Annotated in this window: 17 protein-coding genes and 2 pseudogenes; 3 read left to right on the forward strand and 16 right to left on the reverse strand. The window is 66.0% G+C overall.

Annotated elements, in window-relative coordinates; genetic code table 11:
• Window positions 1–44: 44 nt before the first annotated feature.
• The 13 genes and pseudogenes from ABZS43_RS31440 to ABZS43_RS31500 all read right to left on the reverse strand — a co-directional run bounded on the left by ABZS43_RS31440 (window position 45) and on the right by ABZS43_RS31500 (window position 13319).
• Window positions 45–692, reverse strand: coding sequence for a hypothetical protein (locus ABZS43_RS31440; RefSeq protein ID WP_355039618.1), 648 nt, complete (start codon window positions 690–692; stop codon window positions 45–47).
• A 58-nt stretch (window positions 693–750) separates the two neighbouring features.
• Window positions 751–1710: an MlaD family protein gene (locus tag ABZS43_RS31445; protein WP_355039619.1), complete on the reverse strand. Its 960-nt coding sequence runs from the start codon at window positions 1708–1710 to the stop codon at window positions 751–753.
• Complete coding sequence (locus ABZS43_RS31450; protein ID WP_355039620.1) at window positions 1707–2717, reverse strand: MlaD family protein; 1011 nt, start codon at window positions 2715–2717, stop codon at window positions 1707–1709. Before ABZS43_RS31450 ends, ABZS43_RS31445 begins: the two co-directional genes overlap by 4 nt.
• Window positions 2717–3811, reverse strand: coding sequence for an MlaD family protein (locus ABZS43_RS31455; RefSeq protein WP_355039621.1), 1095 nt, complete (start codon window positions 3809–3811; stop codon window positions 2717–2719). The genes ABZS43_RS31450 and ABZS43_RS31455 overlap by 1 nt, the downstream gene beginning before the upstream one ends.
• Before the next feature lies 1 nt (window position 3812).
• Complete coding sequence (locus tag ABZS43_RS31460) at window positions 3813–4823, reverse strand: MlaD family protein (protein ID WP_355039622.1); 1011 nt, start codon at window positions 4821–4823, stop codon at window positions 3813–3815.
• Window positions 4820–5839 (reverse strand): MlaD family protein, encoded by a 1020-nt coding sequence (locus tag ABZS43_RS31465; RefSeq protein ID WP_355039623.1) that lies wholly within the window; start codon window positions 5837–5839, stop codon window positions 4820–4822. The genes ABZS43_RS31460 and ABZS43_RS31465 overlap by 4 nt, the downstream gene beginning before the upstream one ends.
• The gene (locus ABZS43_RS31470; protein ID WP_355039624.1) at window positions 5836–6924 is read right to left on the reverse strand and encodes an Mce family protein; all 1089 of its coding nucleotides are present in this window, start codon (window positions 6922–6924) and stop codon (window positions 5836–5838) included. Before ABZS43_RS31470 ends, ABZS43_RS31465 begins: the two co-directional genes overlap by 4 nt.
• 4 nt (window positions 6925–6928) lie before the next feature.
• Window positions 6929–7756, reverse strand: coding sequence for an ABC transporter permease (locus tag ABZS43_RS31475; protein WP_355039647.1), 828 nt, complete (start codon window positions 7754–7756; stop codon window positions 6929–6931).
• A 50-nt stretch (window positions 7757–7806) separates the two neighbouring features.
• On the reverse strand, window positions 7807–8736 hold the full coding sequence (locus ABZS43_RS31480) for an ABC transporter permease (RefSeq protein WP_355039625.1): 930 nt from the start codon (window positions 8734–8736) through the stop codon (window positions 7807–7809).
• Window positions 8737–9015: 279 nt separating this feature from the next.
• A pseudogene (locus ABZS43_RS31485) lies at window positions 9016–9489 on the reverse strand (enoyl-CoA hydratase-related protein); the annotation flags it as partial.
• A gap of 108 nt (window positions 9490–9597) precedes the next feature.
• Window positions 9598–11115 (reverse strand): AMP-binding protein, encoded by a 1518-nt coding sequence (locus ABZS43_RS31490; RefSeq protein ID WP_355039626.1) that lies wholly within the window; start codon window positions 11113–11115, stop codon window positions 9598–9600.
• Between the two features lie 103 nt (window positions 11116–11218).
• The gene (locus ABZS43_RS31495) at window positions 11219–12181 is read right to left on the reverse strand and encodes a PDR/VanB family oxidoreductase (RefSeq protein ID WP_355039627.1); all 963 of its coding nucleotides are present in this window, start codon (window positions 12179–12181) and stop codon (window positions 11219–11221) included.
• 139 nt (window positions 12182–12320) lie between these two features.
• Window positions 12321–13319 carry a GNAT family N-acetyltransferase gene (locus ABZS43_RS31500; RefSeq protein ID WP_355039628.1) on the reverse strand — a complete coding sequence of 333 codons (999 nt, stop codon included), beginning with the start codon at window positions 13317–13319 and terminating at the stop codon, window positions 12321–12323.
• Window positions 13320–13463: 144 nt separating this feature from the next.
• Here ABZS43_RS31500 and ABZS43_RS31505 point away from each other — a divergent pair, with 144 nt between their 5' ends.
• The 3 genes and pseudogenes from ABZS43_RS31505 (at window position 13464) to ABZS43_RS31515 (ending at window position 17070) form a co-directional block, all read left to right on the forward strand.
• Window positions 13464–14633, forward strand: coding sequence for an SRPBCC family protein (locus tag ABZS43_RS31505; RefSeq protein ID WP_355039629.1), 1170 nt, complete (start codon window positions 13464–13466; stop codon window positions 14631–14633).
• 42 nt (window positions 14634–14675) lie between these two features.
• Window positions 14676–15827, forward strand: a pseudogene (locus ABZS43_RS31510) (acyl-CoA dehydrogenase family protein); the annotation flags it as partial.
• A gap of 76 nt (window positions 15828–15903) precedes the next feature.
• Window positions 15904–17070, forward strand: a complete 1167-nt coding sequence (locus tag ABZS43_RS31515) for a thiolase family protein (RefSeq protein WP_355039630.1) — start codon at window positions 15904–15906, stop codon at window positions 17068–17070.
• A 68-nt stretch (window positions 17071–17138) separates the two neighbouring features.
• Here the strand turns inward: ABZS43_RS31515 and ABZS43_RS31520 are convergent, their stop codons facing one another.
• From ABZS43_RS31520 to ABZS43_RS31530, 3 genes are all read right to left on the reverse strand, one after another.
• The gene (locus tag ABZS43_RS31520; protein WP_355039631.1) at window positions 17139–17771 is read right to left on the reverse strand and encodes a TetR/AcrR family transcriptional regulator; all 633 of its coding nucleotides are present in this window, start codon (window positions 17769–17771) and stop codon (window positions 17139–17141) included.
• A 45-nt stretch (window positions 17772–17816) separates the two neighbouring features.
• Window positions 17817–18578 carry a 3-hydroxyacyl-CoA dehydrogenase gene (locus tag ABZS43_RS31525; protein WP_355039632.1) on the reverse strand — a complete coding sequence of 254 codons (762 nt, stop codon included), beginning with the start codon at window positions 18576–18578 and terminating at the stop codon, window positions 17817–17819.
• 93 nt (window positions 18579–18671) lie between these two features.
• Window positions 18672–19436, reverse strand: coding sequence for a crotonase/enoyl-CoA hydratase family protein (locus tag ABZS43_RS31530; protein ID WP_355039633.1), 765 nt, complete (start codon window positions 19434–19436; stop codon window positions 18672–18674).
• Window positions 19437–19607: the final 171 nt, after the last annotated feature.

The raw sequence follows: 19607 nt of genomic DNA on the forward strand, positions 1-19607 counted from the left end.
TCTCCGACGGACGGTCCCCGGGCGACTCTCGCGGGCACCAGGATCTAGCGGGGTGGATCGGTGGCGCCGAACGCCGGACCGATACCGCCGATATCGGAGATGGTCCAGTTGTCGGCGCTGTCGAGGCTCAACTGGTAGGTGGCCGTGGATTGGATCCCTTCCGGTGCCTGACTGTTCTTGGTCAGAATGCTGACGAAGCAGTCGACCGAGTACACGCCGTTGTCCACCGAGCGGACCTTCGCCGCGATCGGCTTCGCGGTCGAAACCCATTGCAGCGGAACGATGATCTGCTCCATCGAGGTCGCGGCCTGCGTGAGGCGGCCCGACAGTTCCTGGCTCGTTCCCTTCGTCAGCCGCCCGCGCCAGGTCGACAGATCCTGGAAGTTCATTTCCGCCGCCGCCGTGGCGTAATCCAGTGCGATCTGCTCGGCGTGGGCCGAATCGGCCGCAGCGGTGTGTACCGCGTCCAGGTCGCCGGACTCGCGGTGCAACTGCCAGCCGAGCACCGCGATGGTTGCCGCCATCGCGAACACGACCAGGCCGCAGACCAGTGTTTTGAGCTTGATCGCGGATTCACCCGCGTCGCGGCCTCGGCGCACGATTTCACCCCACCCCGAAGCGGGTGGCACGGCGTCCGCATCGACTTCTTCGGTGTGTTCGGGGCTCTGCGGGATATCGGTCGACTGGGTCATGAGGTCTTTCCTGTGAAAGGGGTTTCGTCACTGGATGGGGGCACCGAAGGGCGTGGGCTCACCTGTCCGGTGGCCGGATTCGGACGGTCACCGCATCACCGGAGGCCGTCGCGGCAATGGCGTTGTCCAGCAGTCGTCCGATATTCACCGTCGCCATCGCGGCAGTTCCGGCTTGCACACCGGGCAGCAGATCGACGCCGAGAGTGTGCAGGTCGGCGGCGGTGTCGTCGAGAAATGCCTGTAGTTGATCGATCAGGGGTCCGGCGCCGAATTCGATACCGTCCTTCAGGGGGCCGAACGAGGCCGCGAAATAGATTCCGGCGAGCAGTTCTCGGAATCCGGACCCGAAGTCGGCCAGAAGCGGGGTCGCGCCGACCAGATCGCCGGGAACGGTTCCGGTGTTGCGCAGTATCGGCTGAATACTCGACAGCACCGTGGTCAGATTCGCCGACTGCTGGGTGAGGGTGCCTGCCAGGAGTTCGCCTGCGCGCGACAGATCGCCCAGTACCCACGGGTCGTCGGGCAGCGCGACGTCGATGGTCGCGAAGATTTCACGGATCCGCTCGGGCTCGACCTGCTCGAGCAGCGTGGTCAGACGCTCGGACAGTTCCTTGAAGGTGGTCGGGACGACGACCCGATCGGCCGGAATGACGGCCTCGTCCGCGAGATACGGACCGGCGGCGGCTGCCGGAAGCACAGCGAGATACGTCTCGCCGAGAGCGGACAGATTGTCGACCCGGAATCGGCTGTCGGCCGGTATCCGGTAGCCGCGGTCGTAGTTCCATTCGACATCGATGCCCGCGGCCGAGGAGTGGACCCGCGTGATATGACCGATCTCGACCCCGCGCAGCAATACTCGCGATCCGACGACCAGGCCGTTGGTGTCCGGAATGGACAGGTTCGCCGTTCTCACCTCGGCGAGAGCGTCGTAGTCGAGGCCGAGCCGATCGAGATACAGCAGCGAGGACGTCGCGAGTGCGACCATGCCGAGGATCGACAGTGGAGTCCCGAACTTCATTTCACAGCTCCCAGCATCCGCAGCAGGTTTTCGACATCGGCGACGATCTGATCGCCCCGAGCGGATTCGATCGACCGAATGTTCACCGAGGGGCGCTGCGCGAACGGCAGGACTGTCGTCCGAAGGAAATCCGACAGTTTCGCGGTATCGGCGGGCGCCTTGTCCCAGATGGTCCGGAATAGGTCGCCGGTATCGGCGAGCGAGTTCAGCATCGGGACCAACCACAGTCCACCCTGGTAGACGCTGCCGACCGAAGGCAGGATCTGGCTGATATAGGAGACGATATTGACCGCCACTCGCCGCCAGTAGTGTTGCGCTTCGGGCGCGAACAGCGTGGCGAGGGTCTGCGACTTCTCGTTCAGCGCCACCGCGGTGGCGTCGAATCCGTCGAGCATCCGGTCGATCTCGCCGGTATCGCTCGCCAGATCTCGCAGGTCGACGGCGACGACCGAGGCGAGCCGCCGCACATCCGGAATCGTGGGCATGACCGTGTTGATCCGGCCCATCGCGTCCTGGATCCGCTGGATACTGCCGCCGTTGACGAAATACGCCAGCACCGCCATGGTGTCCTCCAATTGCGGCGGTGAACTGGTGTGGTCCGCGCTCACCTGACCGCCGGGGCGCAGAAATTGCTCGTCGGCCCCGATTCTGTCGTGGTCGAGGGCGATGTAGGTGTCGCCGAGCAGGGTGTTCTGGCGGATCACCGCGTGCACATCGGCGGGTACTCTGCTGCCTTCCTTCAGGCCGACGGTCACATTCACCGAATCTTCGAGCACCGTGACGGCGCGAACCTCACCCACGCGCAGGCCGTCCATCATGACGTCGGCGCCGTTCGGCAGATTCATCACGCTGACGAATTCGATGCCGACGGTGTATCCGTCGCCGATACCGCCACGAACGGACGGCAGGTCGTCGGGCCCCAGTGAGCAGCCGCCGGTCATGAGAAGGCCGCAGCACATCGCGACCGATACGGCCCCGATCTTCGAAGACCCGAAAAATGTTGTCATCATCGGCCTTTCGCGAGGACGAGGTCGAGCAGGCCCGTGGCGGGAATCTGGGCCTGCCCCGTGGCGGTCGGTGTGCAGGTGCCCGGCGCGAGGTGGTTGAGCGCTTCGCACACCGCCGCGGAGTCCGCTGCCTCGATCCGGACGGTCGGCGGCTGGTAGGCGACCGTCATCGACCCGTCGTCGCCGCTCTGCTGACGCAGCATCGCCGCGACCGACGGAATCGATTCCAGCAGGCTCGCGATATCCCCGGATCGGGCCGCCGCGAGGTGGATCGCTTCGGCGAGCGGACCGCGCAGCATCGGCCACAGCAGGTCGCCGTATTCGGTGTGGACATCGTGCAGGACGTTCACCAGCCACCCGACGCCGACGCACACGTCGATGGTTCCCGGCCACAGCCCGATGCCCGCGGCGACGACGGCGGGCATCTGATCGAGGATCGACTGGATGCTCGACCACTGTCGCAGGGCGTCATCGGTGAGCGGTGCCATATCGAGGATGATCGAGCCGATATCGGCGATCAGTTGGTCGGGATTGTTCGCGGCGGCCGACGCGTGCAGCATCATCGCGCGCGCGTTCTGGCCCTGACCGCGCAGCGCCTCCTCGAATCCCACGACCGCGTTCCGCATGCTCTGCCGACCGTCGGCCGGGCTGAGCTCATCGATGAAATCCGCGGCGGACCCAGCGATTTCGGAGATGCTCTTCGGTGTGTAGCTGTGCTCGAGCGGGATACACTCCCCCGCTGTCAATTCCGGCCCACTCTCGTAATTGCCGACGAGTTCGAGACTTCGGTCGGCCAGGATCGACTTGGACCGGGTCACCGCCTTGACGTCGGCGGGAAATCGGCGTCCGCCGTCGAGGGTGAAGCCGATCTCGACGTGGTCACCGGCGGGGCGGATCCGGTCGACCTTGCCGACCTGAAATCCCATCTGGGTCACCGAATTTCCCTCGTAGAGACCGATCGAATCCGGCATCCGGACGCAAAATCCGTCGGTGCTCTCTCTGTCGCTGTCGACCGCGGCGAAACCGATTCCGCCTGCCGCCACGACGCCGACGATCACCAGGATGCCGACGAGGCGAGTTCTGTTCTTTCTCACTTCAGCACGCCCGTCCGGGAAGGGGAACGCAGATCTGTGTCGCCGATATGGTTCCGCCGCTGATCGCCGCGAGGCCTTCCGGCGTGAGCCAGGCCGCCAATCGGTCCCGCAGATTCTGCAGCTGATCGATGGCGGGCCCCATATTCGTCTGGAAGTCTTCGATGGAATGCCTGACCTGATCGACCGCGGCGCGCACTTCGTCCTTGTGGTCGAGGTAGTACTTCTCGAGCGGCTGTACCCGGGCGAGTACGTCACCGAGCAGGCGATACGCCTCGTTGAATCCGACGTGGGTGTTGTTGTAGGTCGTGACGACGATATCGACCCGGCGGATCAGATCGAAGACGAATCGGCGGTCGGCGTCGAAGGATTCGAGATACTCCGCCGCCAGATCGGCGACCCGTCGTACCTGTTCGCGCTGATGGTCCATCACCGTGGCGATGCTGTTCATACCCGCGATCAGCGATCCCACCGACGTCGTGTTGTGCTGGAGCGCTCGCGCGACCTGATCGATACCGGCGTCGATGGTGACGCCGTCGACCTCGTCGGTGACGTGGGGGGCGGCCTGCAGCACGTCGCCGATCGAATAGGGCGCGGTGACATGCTCGTGCGGGATCACCGTGTCCCCGAGTGGCGTGTCGCCGAGGGGGATCAGTGTCACCGCGTACCCGCCGACCGGCGTCAGCATGCGCACCTCGACTCGGGAGTCCTCACCCACGAAGGCGTCGTCGGAGATTCGGGCCTGCACCCGAACCACATTCGGGCGCAGCGAGATCGAGGTGATCTTGCCGACGGTGATGCCCGCGATACGCACTTCCAGACCCGGTGTGAGCGCCGAGGCGTCGGTGGTCTCGAAGGTGATCGTCGCCTGACCGATCGGTCGCGTGTACAGCAGCGTCGTCGTCACCAGGGCAACGACGGCGACCAGCACGACGACGGCGCCGAGCAGCATCTCGTGGTGGGCGACCCGGTGCGCGAGGCGCCGCGTCACCGACACCGCGCGAGGCGCGGTCATCGAGGCCCGTTGCATACCACTACCTCACTTCCGTTGAGCAGCACGCGGACTTCGGTCGGAAGTTGCGCGACACCGTTTCCGCAGTTCATCGCACCCGCCGCCGGGGTCGTCAATTGCGGCAATTGCAGACCCGCGAACGCGACCGGCAGCAGGCGCAGCGCTTCGGCCGCCGAGGGAATCGAGGCGAAGGCCCGGCCGAGCAGTTCTTCGATATCCAGGTCGCGATCGAGTCCGAGTTGGGTGAGCAGGCGGTGCACGGGAGTCAGGAATTCGGGGCCGAAGCTCGCGGTCTTGGGAAATTCCTCCAACACGGTCATCGCCTTGGATATCGGGAAACTCAGCGAGTGCAGGAATTGGATCACCTGCGGCGACCTGCCTCCCATGCTGTCCGCGATGCGCGACATATTGGTGACGAGGGTGGAGATCACCTGTTCGCGATCGTGGGCGAGATCGGTGAGTCGCTGAATACTGTCGAGCATCGGCGCCAAACCCGCCCCGTCGCCCTGTAACAGGGTGATCGCGTTCTCCATGAAGGTATTGATCTCCTCGGTGCTCATGGTGGTCAGCACCGGCTGCAATCCGTTGAACAGTTCGGTGATGTCGAAAGACGACTGCGTCGCGCTCACCGGTAGTCGGCGCACCTCGTTACCCCGCTGTTGCGGGGCGGCGAGATCGATGAAGCGAACTCCGGTGAGGTTCTGGTACTTCACCGCCAGAACCGTGTTGTCGTACAGCCGGTAGGGCTCCTCCAGTGAGAACTCGACCTCGGCGATGCTGCGGCCGTCCGCGCGGTTCAGCTCGATCGAGCGGACCTTTCCGATCCGGACGCCCTTCGTGCGGATGTCACCGTTGACGTGCAGTCCCGAGACGTCGGTGAATTCCGCCGTGTAGACGGAGGTTTCACCATCGACCGGATTCCTGATGGCACTCAGGACGATCGCGAACAGCGCGATCGACACGACAAGGGCGACAGCGAGTTTGGCGAGGGTGATGAACATGGCGACCCGAGGGCTCATCGCGGTCCCTCCTGTGCGAGCATCGGCGGTAGTCCGGTCAGCGCCAACGGTGCGGCGATCATCGGCAGATCGTCCAGGACGAGCCGCAGATTCAGCGTCCTGCTGTCTCCCGGTCCGCTGAAAGCGGCGCTGTAGCGGTCGATGAGTTCCCGCGACTTCGCCGGTGCGGCACCACCGTCGAGCATCCGCGGCATCGCGTCGGTGAGCGCCTTGACCAGCAGGGTCATCGGTGTCAACTCGGTTCCGTGCGAGGCGAGCAGGCGTCCCGCCTTGCCGAAGAGACTGTTGGCGGCCAGTCCGAGACCCGCGTCGCTGTAATCCATGAACGCGTCGTCGACGCCGATCGAGCCGTCGGGCTTGCGGTTGTACACGCTGTCGTAGACGTAGGCGAGGCTGTCGATCGCCTCGGCGCTGAAAGCTGGCAGCACCGCGAGGATGTCGTTCGCGTAGCGCAGGAGTTCGGTCGGCAGTGTCTGCTGGGTGGCAGCGACACGGTCGGCGAACACGATGCCCGACTGGATCAGCGGAGTCAGCCCGTCGGTGTATCGCACGACCTTGTCGAGGGATCGGACCATCGAGGTGGTCAATGTTCCGTCGATGGCGACCGAGCCCTTCTCCAGCATCGTCGACATGGTGAAATCGCCCGCGGGCACCCGGTCGAGCGTGCGCCCTGCCATCAGTGCGCCACCGCCGGGGCGATCGACCAGGTTCACCGCGGTGATGCCGAAGTAGTTCTGCGGGCGGAAGTCCAGATCGAACGCGTCGGTCAGGCCGCCGATCTCGCCGGGTTCCAGGGTCACCGTCATCCGGACGGTGTCGGGCCTGGTCTTATCCAGTCCGGTGACCTCGCCGACCTCGGCGCCGTGCAGGATCACCTTCGTGCCCGTGCCCACCCCGGGACCGACGTAGGGCACGTCGATATTCAGCGCGAGCCCTTCCGGTTCGTCGTAGTGCGGGAAGACCCACACCACACCGACGACCGCGGCCGTCGCGACGGCGAGCACGGCCGCGGCCGCGCCGTTGACCACTCTCGACTGCCGCCGATCGGAGCCGCGGAGAAAGTCCTGGTTCCTTGTCTTACCCATCGACCTATCCTTTGAAGACCAGAAGGGGACTCAGACCCCACATGGCGACCGTCATGGCGAAATTCAGGACAACGATGACGACGAGACTCGCCCGGATCGCTCGCCCGGACGCGGCGCCGACACCTGCGGGCCCACCGGTGGCGAAATATCCGTAGTAGCAGTGGATGATGGTCACGACCGCGCAGAAGGTGACGGCTTTCACCACCGAGGCCGCGAGGTCGGCGACGCTGAGAAACTGCGCGAAATAGTGGTCGTAGGTTCCCTCGGGTTGTCGGTGGAATACCTTGACGATGACCCCGCCGGTGAAGAAGCTGACCACGAGACCCATCAGATAGCCGGGCAGTACGACGAGCATTCCGCCGATCAGCCGGGTGCCGACCACGAACGGAATCGCCTGCAGACCCATGGATTCGGTCGCATCGATCTCTTCCGAGATCCGCATGGCGCCTATCTCGGCCGTCATGCGGCAGCCCGCCTGCGCGGCGAATCCGATTCCGGTGATGATCGGGGCGATCACCCGAATATTGCCGAAAGAGCCGATGATTCCGGTCAATGCGCCGAAGCCGAGCAGATTCAAGGCCATGAATGCCTCGATCGCGACCACCGCGCCGACGGCGACGCCGAGAAAGAACATCAAACTGACCACACCGCCGTCGACGATCAGCGAACCGCTCCCCCATGCCATGTTGTTCATGGTCGCGAGCGTCTGCTTCCGGTAATGGCGAATTGTCCTCGGCAGCAGGTAGATCGTCTTGACGGTGAAAACCGTCATCTGGCCGATCTCGCCGAGGAAACTCGTCGTGCCCCGGTGGAGCGCCTGGAGCGGCGACATCAACAGCGAGTTCGGGAGGTACCGGTATTTCGCGGGGTTGCTGGTCATCATCACGCCAACCGCGCGGGGAAGAACATCATCTGCACTTGGCTGACAAGGAGGTTCGTGAGGAAGATGCAGAACACACTCAGGACGACCGAGGCGTTCACCGCGTTCGCCACCCCTTTCGGCCCGCCCTTCGCCTCGAGGCCGCGCAGACTCGCGATGAGTACGACGATCGCCGCGAACAGCAGCGCCTTCAGCACCGAGAAGGCCAGATCGGTCGGTGTCGCGAAGGCGCCGAAGGACTGCCAGAAACTGCCGGGCACGACATTGTTGACATTGGCCGAGATCAGGAGGCCGGCGAAAACACCGGCGAAGATGATGATGATGCACAGGATCGGCGCGATGGCGATCATCGCCAGAAACCGGGGCATGACCAGGCGCTCCACCGGATCGACGCCCATCACCCGCATCGCGTCGATCTCCTCGCGGATCGCCCGCGCTCCGAGATCGGAGGCGATCGCCGAGGCGGCGGCGCCGCTCATCAGGAGTCCGGCCGCCATCGGCGCGCCCTGACCAACGACACCGAGACCACTCGCGGCCCCCGCCAGCGAGTTCGCCCCGACCTGATTCATGATTCCGCCGACCTGAACCGAGACCTCGGCGCCGATCGGAATCGCCATCAGCAATGCCGGCAGCGCGGTTACTTTCAACAGCGACCACATCTGCTCGACCAATTCCTGCACCGGCATTCGCATTCTGACGGTGTCGACGACCGAATAGCGCAGAACGGCCGCAGTCAACTGTGCCGACCTGCCGAGTGTCGCCAAACTCTTGGCGGGAGCTTGCGAGAGGTATTCCGCGACGCGGTCGGCGGGTGAAGGCCGCCGCGGTGCGCTGTCGCGCTGGACATGATCGAGGGGAGAAATCCGGGTGATGCTCGTCGTCGAGCTCGTCGACCAATCGGCTACGTCGGTAGCGGTGCCTTCGAACTTCATTGTTTCGATACTCCGTATTTCCACGATGACCGCGCCCCGGTCCGAAGTCGGACGAGCACAAGGAAAGCGACGACCACCCGGGCGGACCCGCATCCGGAACGCGCAATGTGATGCGCACCGTCTGCACGGGGAATAGTGCCGTGCCTCACAGAACGCTACTTCACATTACGTATGACGTCAATCGTCATCTGTAAAACTGCTGCGGTGTGCGGGCCACAGACGAAACGCGGCTGTCCGGACCCTGTGGCACAGGATCCGGACAGCCGCGTAGTTCTCCGGTCAGTCGAACAGTGAAGGCAATCCGTCGGCGACGGAGTCGACGAATCGCGGGTCGCGTTTGGTCAGGAAGGCGTCCACGCCTTCACGCAGATCGGCCGACCGGGAGCGCGCGAAGATGCCACGGGATTCGGCGCGGTGGGCGACTTCAGGCCCTTCGGCACCGAGCATGCGCCACAACAGTTCTCGCGTCAGCGCGACCGATACCGGCGCTGTCCCCGACACCAACGATCGCGCGATCTGGATCGCTCTCGGCAGCAATTCGTCGGGCGCGAGCACTTCGCTCACCAGCCCGCGTGCCAACGCCTCCGACGCGGGCACGATGCGGCCGCTCAGTGTCCACTCCAAGGCCGTGGCGTTACCGACGATCCTGGGCAGGAACCACGACGAACACGCTTCGGGCACCAACCCGCGACGGGTGAAGACGAAACCGAATCGCGCTGTGTCGGACGCGATCCGGATATCGGCGGGCAATGTGCTGGTTGAAGGCGTTGAGCCGTTCCGGGCGATGCAGCCGGATCACGGCGATCGCGCCGTCGCGCTCGATCCGCACCACCGCCTCCGCGACAGGCGTCGGCGCCGTGGTCATCGCAGCTTCTCGAAACGGTCGGCGACGTCACGGTATTCCGCGCGGATCGCGGTCTTGGACAGTTTGCCGCTGGGCAGTCGCGGCAGCGGCTCGTCCCTGATGATCACGTACCTCGGCACCTTGTAATCGGCGACCAGACGATCGCAATGCTCGATGATCCCGGCTTCATCGACCTCCCCGTTGACCTTCACGATGGCGGCGGGGGTCTCGCCGAATCGCGCGTCACTGGCGGCGATCACCGCGACTTCTTCGACACCGTCGATTTCGCCGATCACCCGTTCCAGCTCGACCGGGGAGATGTTGATACCGCCGGTGATGATCAGGTCCTTGAGCCGGTCGACGAACTGTAGGCGGCCTTGGTCGTCACGTTTGCCGAGGTCACCGCTGTGAAGCCAGCCGTCGCGCAACGCGGCGGCCGTCGATTCCTCGTCGTTCCAGTATCCGGGAGTCACACCGGGGCCGCGCAGCAGGATCTCGCCCTCGACGCCGGGCTCGGCGGGACTTCCGTCCTCGGCCACGACCGTCACCTCGGTGAAGATCGAGCCTGTGCCGCAGGTGTCCGGGTGGTCCGCCGCCTCCTGGACCAGTGTCGCGGTGGCGACGCCACCCGCCTCGGTCATGCCGTAGATCTGCCGCAGCGCCACGCCCTTCTTCGCCCAGCGCTCGAGCAGCGATACCGGCACCGCGGCGCCACCGACGATGGCGGTGCGCAGCGAACTCAGGTCGGTTTCCTCGAACTCGGCCGACCGCGAGATGGCCTCGAAGATCAGCGGCACACCGAAGATCGCCTGCACCTCGTGCTCGGCGAGTAACCGGGCTGCCTTACCCGGGACGAATTCCGGCTCGATCACGATCTTCCCGCCGAGCACGATCGTCATGAGCAGACCCCACACCAGACCGGGGGTGAAGACCAGCGGCAGCACGAGCAACGTCGTGGTGCCCGGCCGCAGCCCCTCCTCGACGAGGGAGGCCTCGAACACGATGCTCAACAGCGTGCGATTGGTGCAGATCACGCCCTTGGACAGTCCCGTCGAGCCGCTGGTGAACAGCAGCGCGGCGGGATCGTCGGGGTCCAGGTCGATGCGGAAATCGTCGACGCCTCCGGCCCGCAGCGCGGCGAGCTCGCCGAATTCGATACCGGTGAATCCGTCACCGAGCGCCCTGGTCTCGTCCACGGCTGCGGCGAATTCGACGGGGAACACCACCGTGGTGATACCCGCGTCGTCGACGACCTTGCGCAGTTCGGCGGGCTTGAGCCTGGGGTTGAGCGGCACCAGGACGGTTCCCGCCTTCATCGCGCCGAGGGCGATGACCGGCCAGGCCAGCGAGTTGGGCCCGAGAACGCCGACGCGTTCCCCGCGCGTGATGCCGCGATCGGCGAGCGAACGCGCGATGCGGCTCGACCAGTCCTGTAGCTCGCGGTAGGTCAGCGCCTCCTCCCCCACGACGATCGCGGTCCGCTCTCCCTTGGAACGGGCCCACCAGCCCAGGGCAGATCCGATAGTCGCTGCCATGTTCTCCTCAACTTCCTTGTTGCGGTATCCGGCGTGTGGCAGACCCACCCGAGTCGTACGTGACGCCCGTCACCCTTTATCTAATGGCCGTAGTTTAAACGAGTCATAGGTCGAGCACCAGCCTCGATCCTCGGCAGCGCGAGACACAGATCATCATCGCGTCCCCGGCCGCCTGTTCCTCCTCGGTCAGCACCGAGTCGCGATGATCGGGTTCACCCCCGAGGACAGCGACCTCACAAGTCCCGCAGGTTCCCTCCCGGCAGGAGAAGTCGACGGAGACTCCCACCCGCTCGAGCGCGTCGATGATGCTCTCGGACGCGCCGACGGCGACCGTGGCGCCGGTGCGACGCAGCTCCACATCGAACGTACCGTCGACGGCGTCCTCGGCGACCGCCTTGGGCGCGAACCGCTCGACGTGGACATCGAGCCGCCGCTCACGCCCCGCCGCCTCCACGGCCTGGAGCAACGGTTCGGGACCGCAGCAGTAGACGGCCACGCCGTCCTCGGTGGCATCGAGCGCGCCCGCGATATCGAGCAGCCCGAACTCGTCCTGTGGACGGATGTCGACACCCTCGGGATACGCGGTCACCAACTCGTCGGCGAAGGCCATACCCGAACGAGTCCGGCCGCCGTACAGCAGCCGCCACGTGGCACCGCGCCGCTCGGCGTTGCGCAGCATCGGCAACAGCGGGGTGATGCCGATACCGCCGGCGACGAACAGATAGGACGGCGCGTCGACGAGGGCGAAATGATTACGCGGCCCGCCGACCTGGAGGACATCGCCTTCCTCGAGCTTGTCGTGCACGTAGATGGATCCACCGCGTCCGGACGCCTCCCGAAGTACCGCGACGGTGAGCGAACCGACATCGGAGGGATCGCCACACAGCGAATACTGACGGACCAGACCGCATTCGAGCTCGAGATCGATATGCGCACCGGGCTCCCACGTCGCTACCTCGCCACCGTCGGCGTCGGCCAATCGCACCGCGACGACGCCGTCGGCGATCGTGTCCTTGGCGACCACCCGCATCCGCCTCGGCGCCTGCACTGCCGTGGCCTCACTCATCCGGTCACTCCCAACACGATCGGCCTCTCGAACAACTTCACTAAATCTTATGACATTAGATTAAATCGCGGCATTATCGTGATGCCGCCGACGACCCCGTGGCCGCACCCCCGGCGAGGGTGACCACACGCCGTTCCGGTCATCCGCGCCGATAGACGGGCGGATCGATCCGGTCGCCGATCTGATAGCAGGCGTGGGCTTCCTCCTGCTCGAACGACAGCAGGCGCAGCATGCGGACAGCGCCCTCGTCCTCCGGGTCGACCCGCATCCGCGCCAGTTGCGCGCCGGTGTCGCGGAGTCGCACGAGCGCGCGCGTCAACAGCGCCGCACCGAGCCCGGAACCCCGCACGTCCGCGGCGAGCATCAACGCGCGCACCGACGCGGTACGCAACTCCATATGCTCGCGCGGCCGGGGATCGAACCACACGAAACCCAGGTCGCGCCCCGCCGCGTCCGAAGCGATCAGCACCCGTCCGGCACGGTCGGCGAACTCGTCACCGAACTGCTCGACGTGCGAGCGGGTCAGGGACGCGCGTTCGAGCAGATCGCGCACCCGCGCGGTCGCGGCCGGTGCGGCGAGATCGGGCAACTCGCCGATCACCGCGCCGTCGGGGATCTCGGCCGTTTCCAACGGCATCGCGAACGGTCCGGACAGGTGGCGCAGCACCGTCCACAACCGCGCGACCGGCCGCACGTCGAACCGCCGGGTCAGCCGTTCGGACGCGGGGTGACTGCCGTAGGCCCAGCAGCGCAGCGACGTGGCCCCCCTCCCGCACCAGCCACCCGGCGCCGACACGTCGAGGCCCAATTCCTCGACGAGGGTGGTCGCGATGCCGCGTGACCGATAGCGAGGATCGACCACCATCGCCACACTCGCCTGCCCGTGGCGATCGATCGAGAGGCGGAGGTAGGCCACCATCACCTCGGGCGCGTCGTCGCGCGTGCTCAGATCGCGGCGCGCCTTGATCGGCAGATGCCACACGACCTCGTCGGGACCGGTCGACTCCGAGTGCACCTCGCGCGGCTCGATCGTCGTGAAACCCGCCTCCTCGTCGTAACGGGCCGCCGCGGCGACCAGTGTCGACGCCTCGGCCCGGTCGCCGTCATCGAGACGCTCACACCAGCCGTAAGAGATCATCTCGCAGCACTCCTTCTCGATCCTCCCGTTTACACACAAACCTACATGAGTTAGATTTAGAAAGGAATCTCAACAGCTCAGCCGGGTGCTGCCTGCCACTTCGATGGCGACACCGGGCACGCCGAAAGACATTGGAGGAAAGCCATGACCGAGGTCGGGGCTCCCCGCGAGGAACGCATTCGCCGTGCGCTGACGCACCTGCGCAACGACACCACCGACGAGTACGAGCACATCACCTGGTTCGAGCCCGAGGAGTTCACCGACCCGGCGATCGCCAAGCGCGAACGCGACCTGATCTTCGGCAGGTCGCCGTCGATCGTCGCGCACGGCTCCGAGATCCCCCGCCCCGGCGATTTCTTCACCCTGCAGATGCCGCGCAACAACATCATCGTCGTGCGCCAGCGCGACGGCGGGGTCAAGGCGCTGGTGAACCTGTGCCGCCATCGCGGGGCGCTGCTGGAGAAGGAGGAGAAGGGCCGCTGCCGGCTGTTCTCGTGCCCGTACCACCGGTGGTCCTACGACACCGACGGCAGCCTGCGCACGATCACCAGGGACAACACCTTCGGCGAGGCCGAACGCGCGAACCTCGGACTGATCGAATTACCGACCGAGGAACGACACGGTTTCATCTGGATGGTCGACGACGCGGACGCCACCATCGACGTCGCCGCATGGCTCGGCCCGGAAATGGACGCCATCCTCGATTCCTACGAACTGGGACCGAAGATCTGCGTGAAATCCGAGGGTTTCGATGAGCCGGTCAATTGGAAGATCATGCAGGACGCCTTCCTCGACGGCTACCACATCCAGTACGCGCACCCGAATACCGCCGCCAAGCACATCCACACCAACGTGATGGCCTTCGACGACTTCGGGCGGCACTGCCGATTCATCGCGCCGCGCAAGTCGATAGACCGGTGGATCGAGGAGGACCCCGGCGATCGCAGCCTCGCGAGCGACGTCACCGAAACGCATTTCCTGTTGCCCAACAGCACACTGCTGCGCCAGCCCGATCACTTCCAGCTGCTCACCTTCCGTCCGCACCCCACCGATCCGCAGCGGTGCCGGATGGAGATGCGACTGATCGTGCCTCCGGTCGAACAAACCCGGATGACCGAGGAGCGGTGGACTCGACTGTGGGACAAGAACTGGCAGATCCTGCTCGACGTGCTGCACGCGGAGGACTTCCCGCTGCTGCGTGATTCGCAGCGCGGTATGACCAGCGCTAGCGCGGGCCGAATGGTGCTCGGCCAGAACGAGATCGCCAACCAGGTGTTCCGGCGCGAAACCCAGAAGCTGCTGACACAACAGTGACACGACGTCTCGGGAACGAGAACCCGACACGGGAAGGATTACGTTGAAGACCGACCTTTCGAGGCCGACCACGAACTCTTCGCCGCGACCGTCCGCGGATTCGTCGAGCGCCACGTCGTGCCGAAGCTGGAGAAGTGGGATTCCGATCGCCTGATCGACCGCGAAACCTGGCTCGCGGCAGGCGAACAGGGCCTGCTCGGACTCTCGGTTCCCGAGGAATACGGCGGCGCGGGCGAGACCGATTACCGCTTCCGGGTGGTCATCCAGTCCGAGATCGCCCGCGTCGGCGCGTCGGCGCTGCAATCGGGGTTCTCGACCAACGACGATATCGTGCTGAATTACCTGCTGCGTCACGCGAATGCCGAGCAGCGCGGGCGCTGGCTGCCCGGATTCGTGACCGGTGAGACCATCGGCGCGATCGCGATGACCGAACCGGCCGCGGGCAGCGATCTGCGCGCGATCCAGACCACCGCGGTCGCCGATGGCGATTCCTGGGTGATCAACGGCTCGAAAACCTTCATCACCAGCGGAATCCTGGCCGATCTCGTCATCGTCTTCGCGGTCACCGACCGCGAAGCGGGTTCGCGAGGGTTCAGCCTGTTCGTCGTGGAGGACGGAACGCCGGGCTTCAGCCGCGGACGCAAACTCGACAAAGTCGGTCTGCACGCCCAGGACACCGCGGAATTGTTCTTCGACAATGTCCGTGTCCCCCACACCGACCTGCTCGGCGAACTCGGTCAGGGATTCGGCTATCTGATGCAGAGTCTGCCGCTCGAGCGGCTGGGCATCGGCATCGCCGCCCAGGTGTCGGCCGAGGCCGTGCTCGGCTGGACGCTCGACTACGTGCGTGAGCGGACCGCGTTCGGCAAGCATATCGGCGAATTCCAGGGCCTCGGCTTCACTCTCGCGGAATTGCAGACCGCCGTCGAGGTATCGCGAGCCTATCTCGACCGGTGCGTGCGCGAATACAACGCGGGCACGCTCACCGCCGTCGATGCCGCGAAGGCGAAACTCTCGGCGACCGAATTGCAGGGCCGGGTGATCGACGCGGGTGTCCAGATGCACGGCGGATACGGCTACATGATGGAGTACCCCGTCGCGAAGGCCTACATCGATGCTCGGATCCAGCGCATCTACGGCGGCACCAACGAGATCATGAAGCAGATCATCCACCGGGATCTGCTTCGTTCCTGATCGGAACCGCGGCGCGGGATGCCTCCCGGTATCCCGGTCCTGCGCGCACCTCACAAGCCATTCGAGAGGAACTTTCATGACAACCGCAGTGATCGTCGATGCGATCCGTACCCCGTCCGGGAAGGGCAAACCGGGAGGACAGCTGTCGGGCATCCACCCGGCGCAATTGCTCTCGACCGTGCTGGCCGGGCTGATCGAGCGGACCGGCGTCGATCCCGCGCTGGTCGACGACGTGATCGGCGGCTGCGTCGGCCAGGCGGGTGAGCAGGCACTCAACATCACGCGAAGCGCCGTCCTCGGCGCCGGATTCCCGGAAGCCGTGCCCGCCACGACGATCGACCGCCAGTGCGGCTCGAGCCAGCAGGCCGCGCATTTCGCCGCCCAGGGCATCATCGCGGGCGCCTACGACATCGCCATCGCCTGCGGTGTGGAGTCGATGAGCCGCGTTCCGATGGGCACGGCGACTCTCGGCCGGAACGCGTTCGGCCCCGCGGTCGCCGCCCGCTATCCCGAAGGTCTGGTGAATCAGGGAGTCTCGGCCGAACTCATCTCGGCGCGTTGGAAATTCGACCGCGCCACCCTCGACGAGTTCTCCGCGCGATCACACGCCCGTGCCGCGGCCACCGATTTCTCCAGCGAGATCCTCCCGATCGATATCGACGGCGGCCGGGCCACCCGCGATGAGACGGTGCGGGCGAATACGACCGCAGAGGGTCTGGCCGGGCTGAAGCCGTCGTTCTACTCCGAGGACATCGCCGCCCGGTTCCCCGAGATCGACTGGAAGATCACCCCTGGCAACTCGTCTCCGCTCACCGACGGCGCGTCGGCGGTGCTCGTCATGAGCGAGGAGAAGGCGCGGGCGCTCGGCCTGCGCCCGCGCGCCAGGTTCCACACCTTCGCCGTCACCGGCAGCGATCCCCTGCTCATGCTCACCGGCGTCATCCCCGCGACGCGGAAACTGCTCGCCAAGTCCGGACTGTCGATCGATGACATCGACGCCTACGAGGTCAACGAGGCGTTCGCGCCGGTGCCGCTGGTGTGGCAGCACGAATTCGGCGCCGATCCCGAGCGCCTCAACCCGCGCGGCGGCGCGATCGCCCTCGGCCACCCGCTCGGCGGCTCCGGCACCCGCCTGCTGACCACGCTGCTGAACCACCTCGAGGCCACCGGTGGCCGCTACGGGCTGCAAACCATGTGCGAGGGCGGCGGAATGGCGAACGCGACCCTGATCGAACGGCTCTAGAGCGCGAAACAGTGCGAGCCCGAGACGGATACGCCGTCTCGGGCTCGCACTGTGGCTTCGGAGTTTCGCTATCGGCCGCTGCCGTGTTCGGCACCCACGGCACGCAGGGCGATGCCGGCATACCGATCGGCCAGCTCGAGCGGTCGCAATGCCCCCTCGGGGCGGTACCAGCGTCCGATCGACTGGCACATGCCCAGCAACGCCCGAGCCGTCTCGTCCGGCTCGGGCGCGACGAATTCGCCCTGCCGCACACCACTTTCGATGATCTCGACCATCAGTGTCTCGATATCCTTGCGCCGCGCCGCGTAGCGTTTGCGGTTGTCCGAGGACAGGTGGCGCGTCTCCGGGTCCAGCGCCGCCATCTTGCTCCGCACCGTCATGTGCAGCACGATCGCCTCGATGACGTTGGCGAGCCGCGCCGCGGGAGCGTCGCCGGCCGCGTCGGCCGCCGCGCGCACCCGCCGGTGCAGATCGCTCGTGCTCAGTTCGAGCAGCGCGACCAGCATGCCTTCCTTGCTGTCGTAGTGGTAGTACAGGGCGGGAACCGTCTGCCCGACCCGACGGGCGATCTCGCGCACCGTCGTGCCGTGGAAGCCGTGTTCACAGAACACGTCGAGGGCCGCGGACAGGATCGGGCTCAGATCGAGATCCCCGACCCGGCGCCACTGCCGCTGCACGACATCGTCACTGCGTCGACCCATGAACTACCTATCGCATCGGACTGCGGACAGCGCGACGACACCTGCTCAGCGCGGCGCCATCCGGATGGCGCCGTCGAGCCGGATCGTCTCCCCGTTGAGCATGGGATTCTCCACGATGTGGCGCGCCAGGGCACCGTACTCGACCGGATCACCGAGCCGGGACGGGTGCGGAACCTGAGCGCCGAGCGAGGCGACGACCTCGTCGGAGGCGGTGGCGAACAACGGGGTGTGGAACAGTCCGGGCGCGATGGTCACGACGCGGATCCGCAGACTCGCCAGATCGCGGGCCACCGGCAGTGTCAGGCCGACGATGCCGCCCTTGGACGCCGAGTACGCCGCCTGACCGATCTGGCCGTCGAAGGCGGCGACCGATGCGGTGTTGATGATGACACCGCGCTCCTCGCCGACCGGCTCGGTCTTCGAAATCCGCTCGGCGGCAAGCCTGATCACATTGAAGGTACCGATCAGATTGACGTTGATCACCCGGCTGAAATCGGCGAGCGGGAAGGCCCCCTTCTTGCCGACGGTCTTGATCGCGTTGCCGATTCCGGCGCAGTTCACCGCGATACGCAGATCCCCCAGCGCCGAGGCCGCATCCAGCGCGGCGGTGATCTGCGCTTCGTCGGTGACGTCGGCGGCGGCGAATACCGCGCCGTCACCGAGTTCTTTCGCGACCGTCTCGCCCGCGGAGGAGGGCAGGTCGACGATCACGACTTTCGCGCCCTGCCCGTGCAGTTCGCGCACGGTGGCCAGGCCGAGTCCGGATGCTCCGCCGGTCACCACCGCGACGGTGTTCTCGATCTTCACTCTTTCGGTCCTTCCTCTGGTTATCGCACAACGGCCGCGAGGCGACCGCTGATCAGTTCCGCTGCCTGCGTGACGATCCGAGCGATCGACTCGTCACCGCCCCTGCCAGCGCGGCGCGCGCTTCTCGGCGAACGCGCGAGCGCCTTCCTGCGCGTCCTGTGACGCCAGCACCTCCGCGACCGCCGCGCCTTGCGCGGCGAATCCCTCGGCATCGGTCCACCGCACCGCACCGGCGACGATCTGTTTGGTCGCCCGCACCGCCAGCGGCGCGTTCCCGGCGATCTGCGCGGCCAGCTCGCGCGCGTCCGTGAGGGCCGCGCCCGGTTCGGAGACGATATTGACCAGGCCGTGACGGTGGGCGTCCTCGGCGCTCAGCGGTTCACCGGTCAGCGCGATCTGCATCGCCAGCTGGTACGGCAGCGTCTTCGGCAGCCGCAGCAGTCCTCCCGCCGCGGCGACGAGTCCTCGTTTGACTTCCGGGATACCGAATTTCGCGGCGCGCGAGGCGACGATCAGATCCGCGCTCAGTGCGAGTTCGAACCCGCCGGCCAGCGCCCAACCCTCCACCGCGGCGATCAGCGGCTTCGTCGGGGGCCGTTCGACGAGGCCGCCGAAACCGCGACCGCGGATCATCGGATTCTCGCCGCGGACGAACGCCTTCAGATCCATTCCGGAACAGAAGGTGCCTCCCGCGCCGGTCAGGATGCCGATCACCAGATCGGATCGGCTCTCGAGTTCGTCCACCGCCGCCGCGATACCCTCCGCGGTCGCACGATCGATGGCGTTGCGCGCCTCGGGGCGGTTGATGGTGATCACCGCGACGCCGTCGCCGAATTCCGTCAGAACCGTGTCTGCCATGCCATTCCTCCTCCGGCCGCCGACCCGTCGCGCGAACGGATCGCGGCGCTGCCGAGGGCTCGACGTCAGGTTATCCACTTAGCGAGCGATAAGTAAACAGGGACGGCGCATCAGCCGCGAAAACCTATCTACATTAGGTAATATGGATGCGCTCGGCGATCCCCCACGGGC

Origin of the sequence: Nocardia sp. NPDC005366, from assembly GCF_040606855.1 — a bacterium.
Classification (GTDB): Bacteria; Actinomycetota; Actinomycetes; order Mycobacteriales; family Mycobacteriaceae; genus Nocardia.

Coding starts and splice junctions, on each gene's coding strand:
- ABZS43_RS31440 (WP_355039618.1), bottom strand. CDS start 692: ATGACCCAGTCGACCGATATCCCGCAGAGCCCCGAACACACCGAAGAA.
- ABZS43_RS31445 (WP_355039619.1), bottom strand. CDS start 1,710: ATGAAGTTCGGGACTCCACTGTCGATCCTCGGCATGGTCGCACTCGCG.
- ABZS43_RS31450 (WP_355039620.1), bottom strand. CDS start 2,717: ATGACAACATTTTTCGGGTCTTCGAAGATCGGGGCCGTATCGGTCGCG.
- ABZS43_RS31460 (WP_355039622.1), bottom strand. CDS start 4,823: ATGACCGCGCCTCGCGCGGTGTCGGTGACGCGGCGCCTCGCGCACCGG.
- ABZS43_RS31465 (WP_355039623.1), bottom strand. CDS start 5,839: ATGAGCCCTCGGGTCGCCATGTTCATCACCCTCGCCAAACTCGCTGTC.
- ABZS43_RS31470 (WP_355039624.1), bottom strand. CDS start 6,924: ATGGGTAAGACAAGGAACCAGGACTTTCTCCGCGGCTCCGATCGGCGG.
- ABZS43_RS31475 (WP_355039647.1), bottom strand. CDS start 7,756: ATGTCGCCGCTCCAGGCGCTCCACCGGGGCACGACGAGTTTCCTCGGC.
- ABZS43_RS31480 (WP_355039625.1), bottom strand. CDS start 8,736: ATGAAGTTCGAAGGCACCGCTACCGACGTAGCCGATTGGTCGACGAGC.
- ABZS43_RS31490 (WP_355039626.1), bottom strand. CDS start 11,115: ATGGCAGCGACTATCGGATCTGCCCTGGGCTGGTGGGCCCGTTCCAAG.
- ABZS43_RS31495 (WP_355039627.1), bottom strand. CDS start 12,181: ATGAGTGAGGCCACGGCAGTGCAGGCGCCGAGGCGGATGCGGGTGGTC.
- ABZS43_RS31500 (WP_355039628.1), bottom strand. CDS start 13,319: ATGATCTCTTACGGCTGGTGTGAGCGTCTCGATGACGGCGACCGGGCC.
- ABZS43_RS31505 (WP_355039629.1), top strand. CDS start 13,464: ATGACCGAGGTCGGGGCTCCCCGCGAGGAACGCATTCGCCGTGCGCTG.
- ABZS43_RS31515 (WP_355039630.1), top strand. CDS start 15,904: ATGACAACCGCAGTGATCGTCGATGCGATCCGTACCCCGTCCGGGAAG.
- ABZS43_RS31520 (WP_355039631.1), bottom strand. CDS start 17,771: ATGGGTCGACGCAGTGACGATGTCGTGCAGCGGCAGTGGCGCCGGGTC.
- ABZS43_RS31530 (WP_355039633.1), bottom strand. CDS start 19,436: ATGGCAGACACGGTTCTGACGGAATTCGGCGACGGCGTCGCGGTGATC.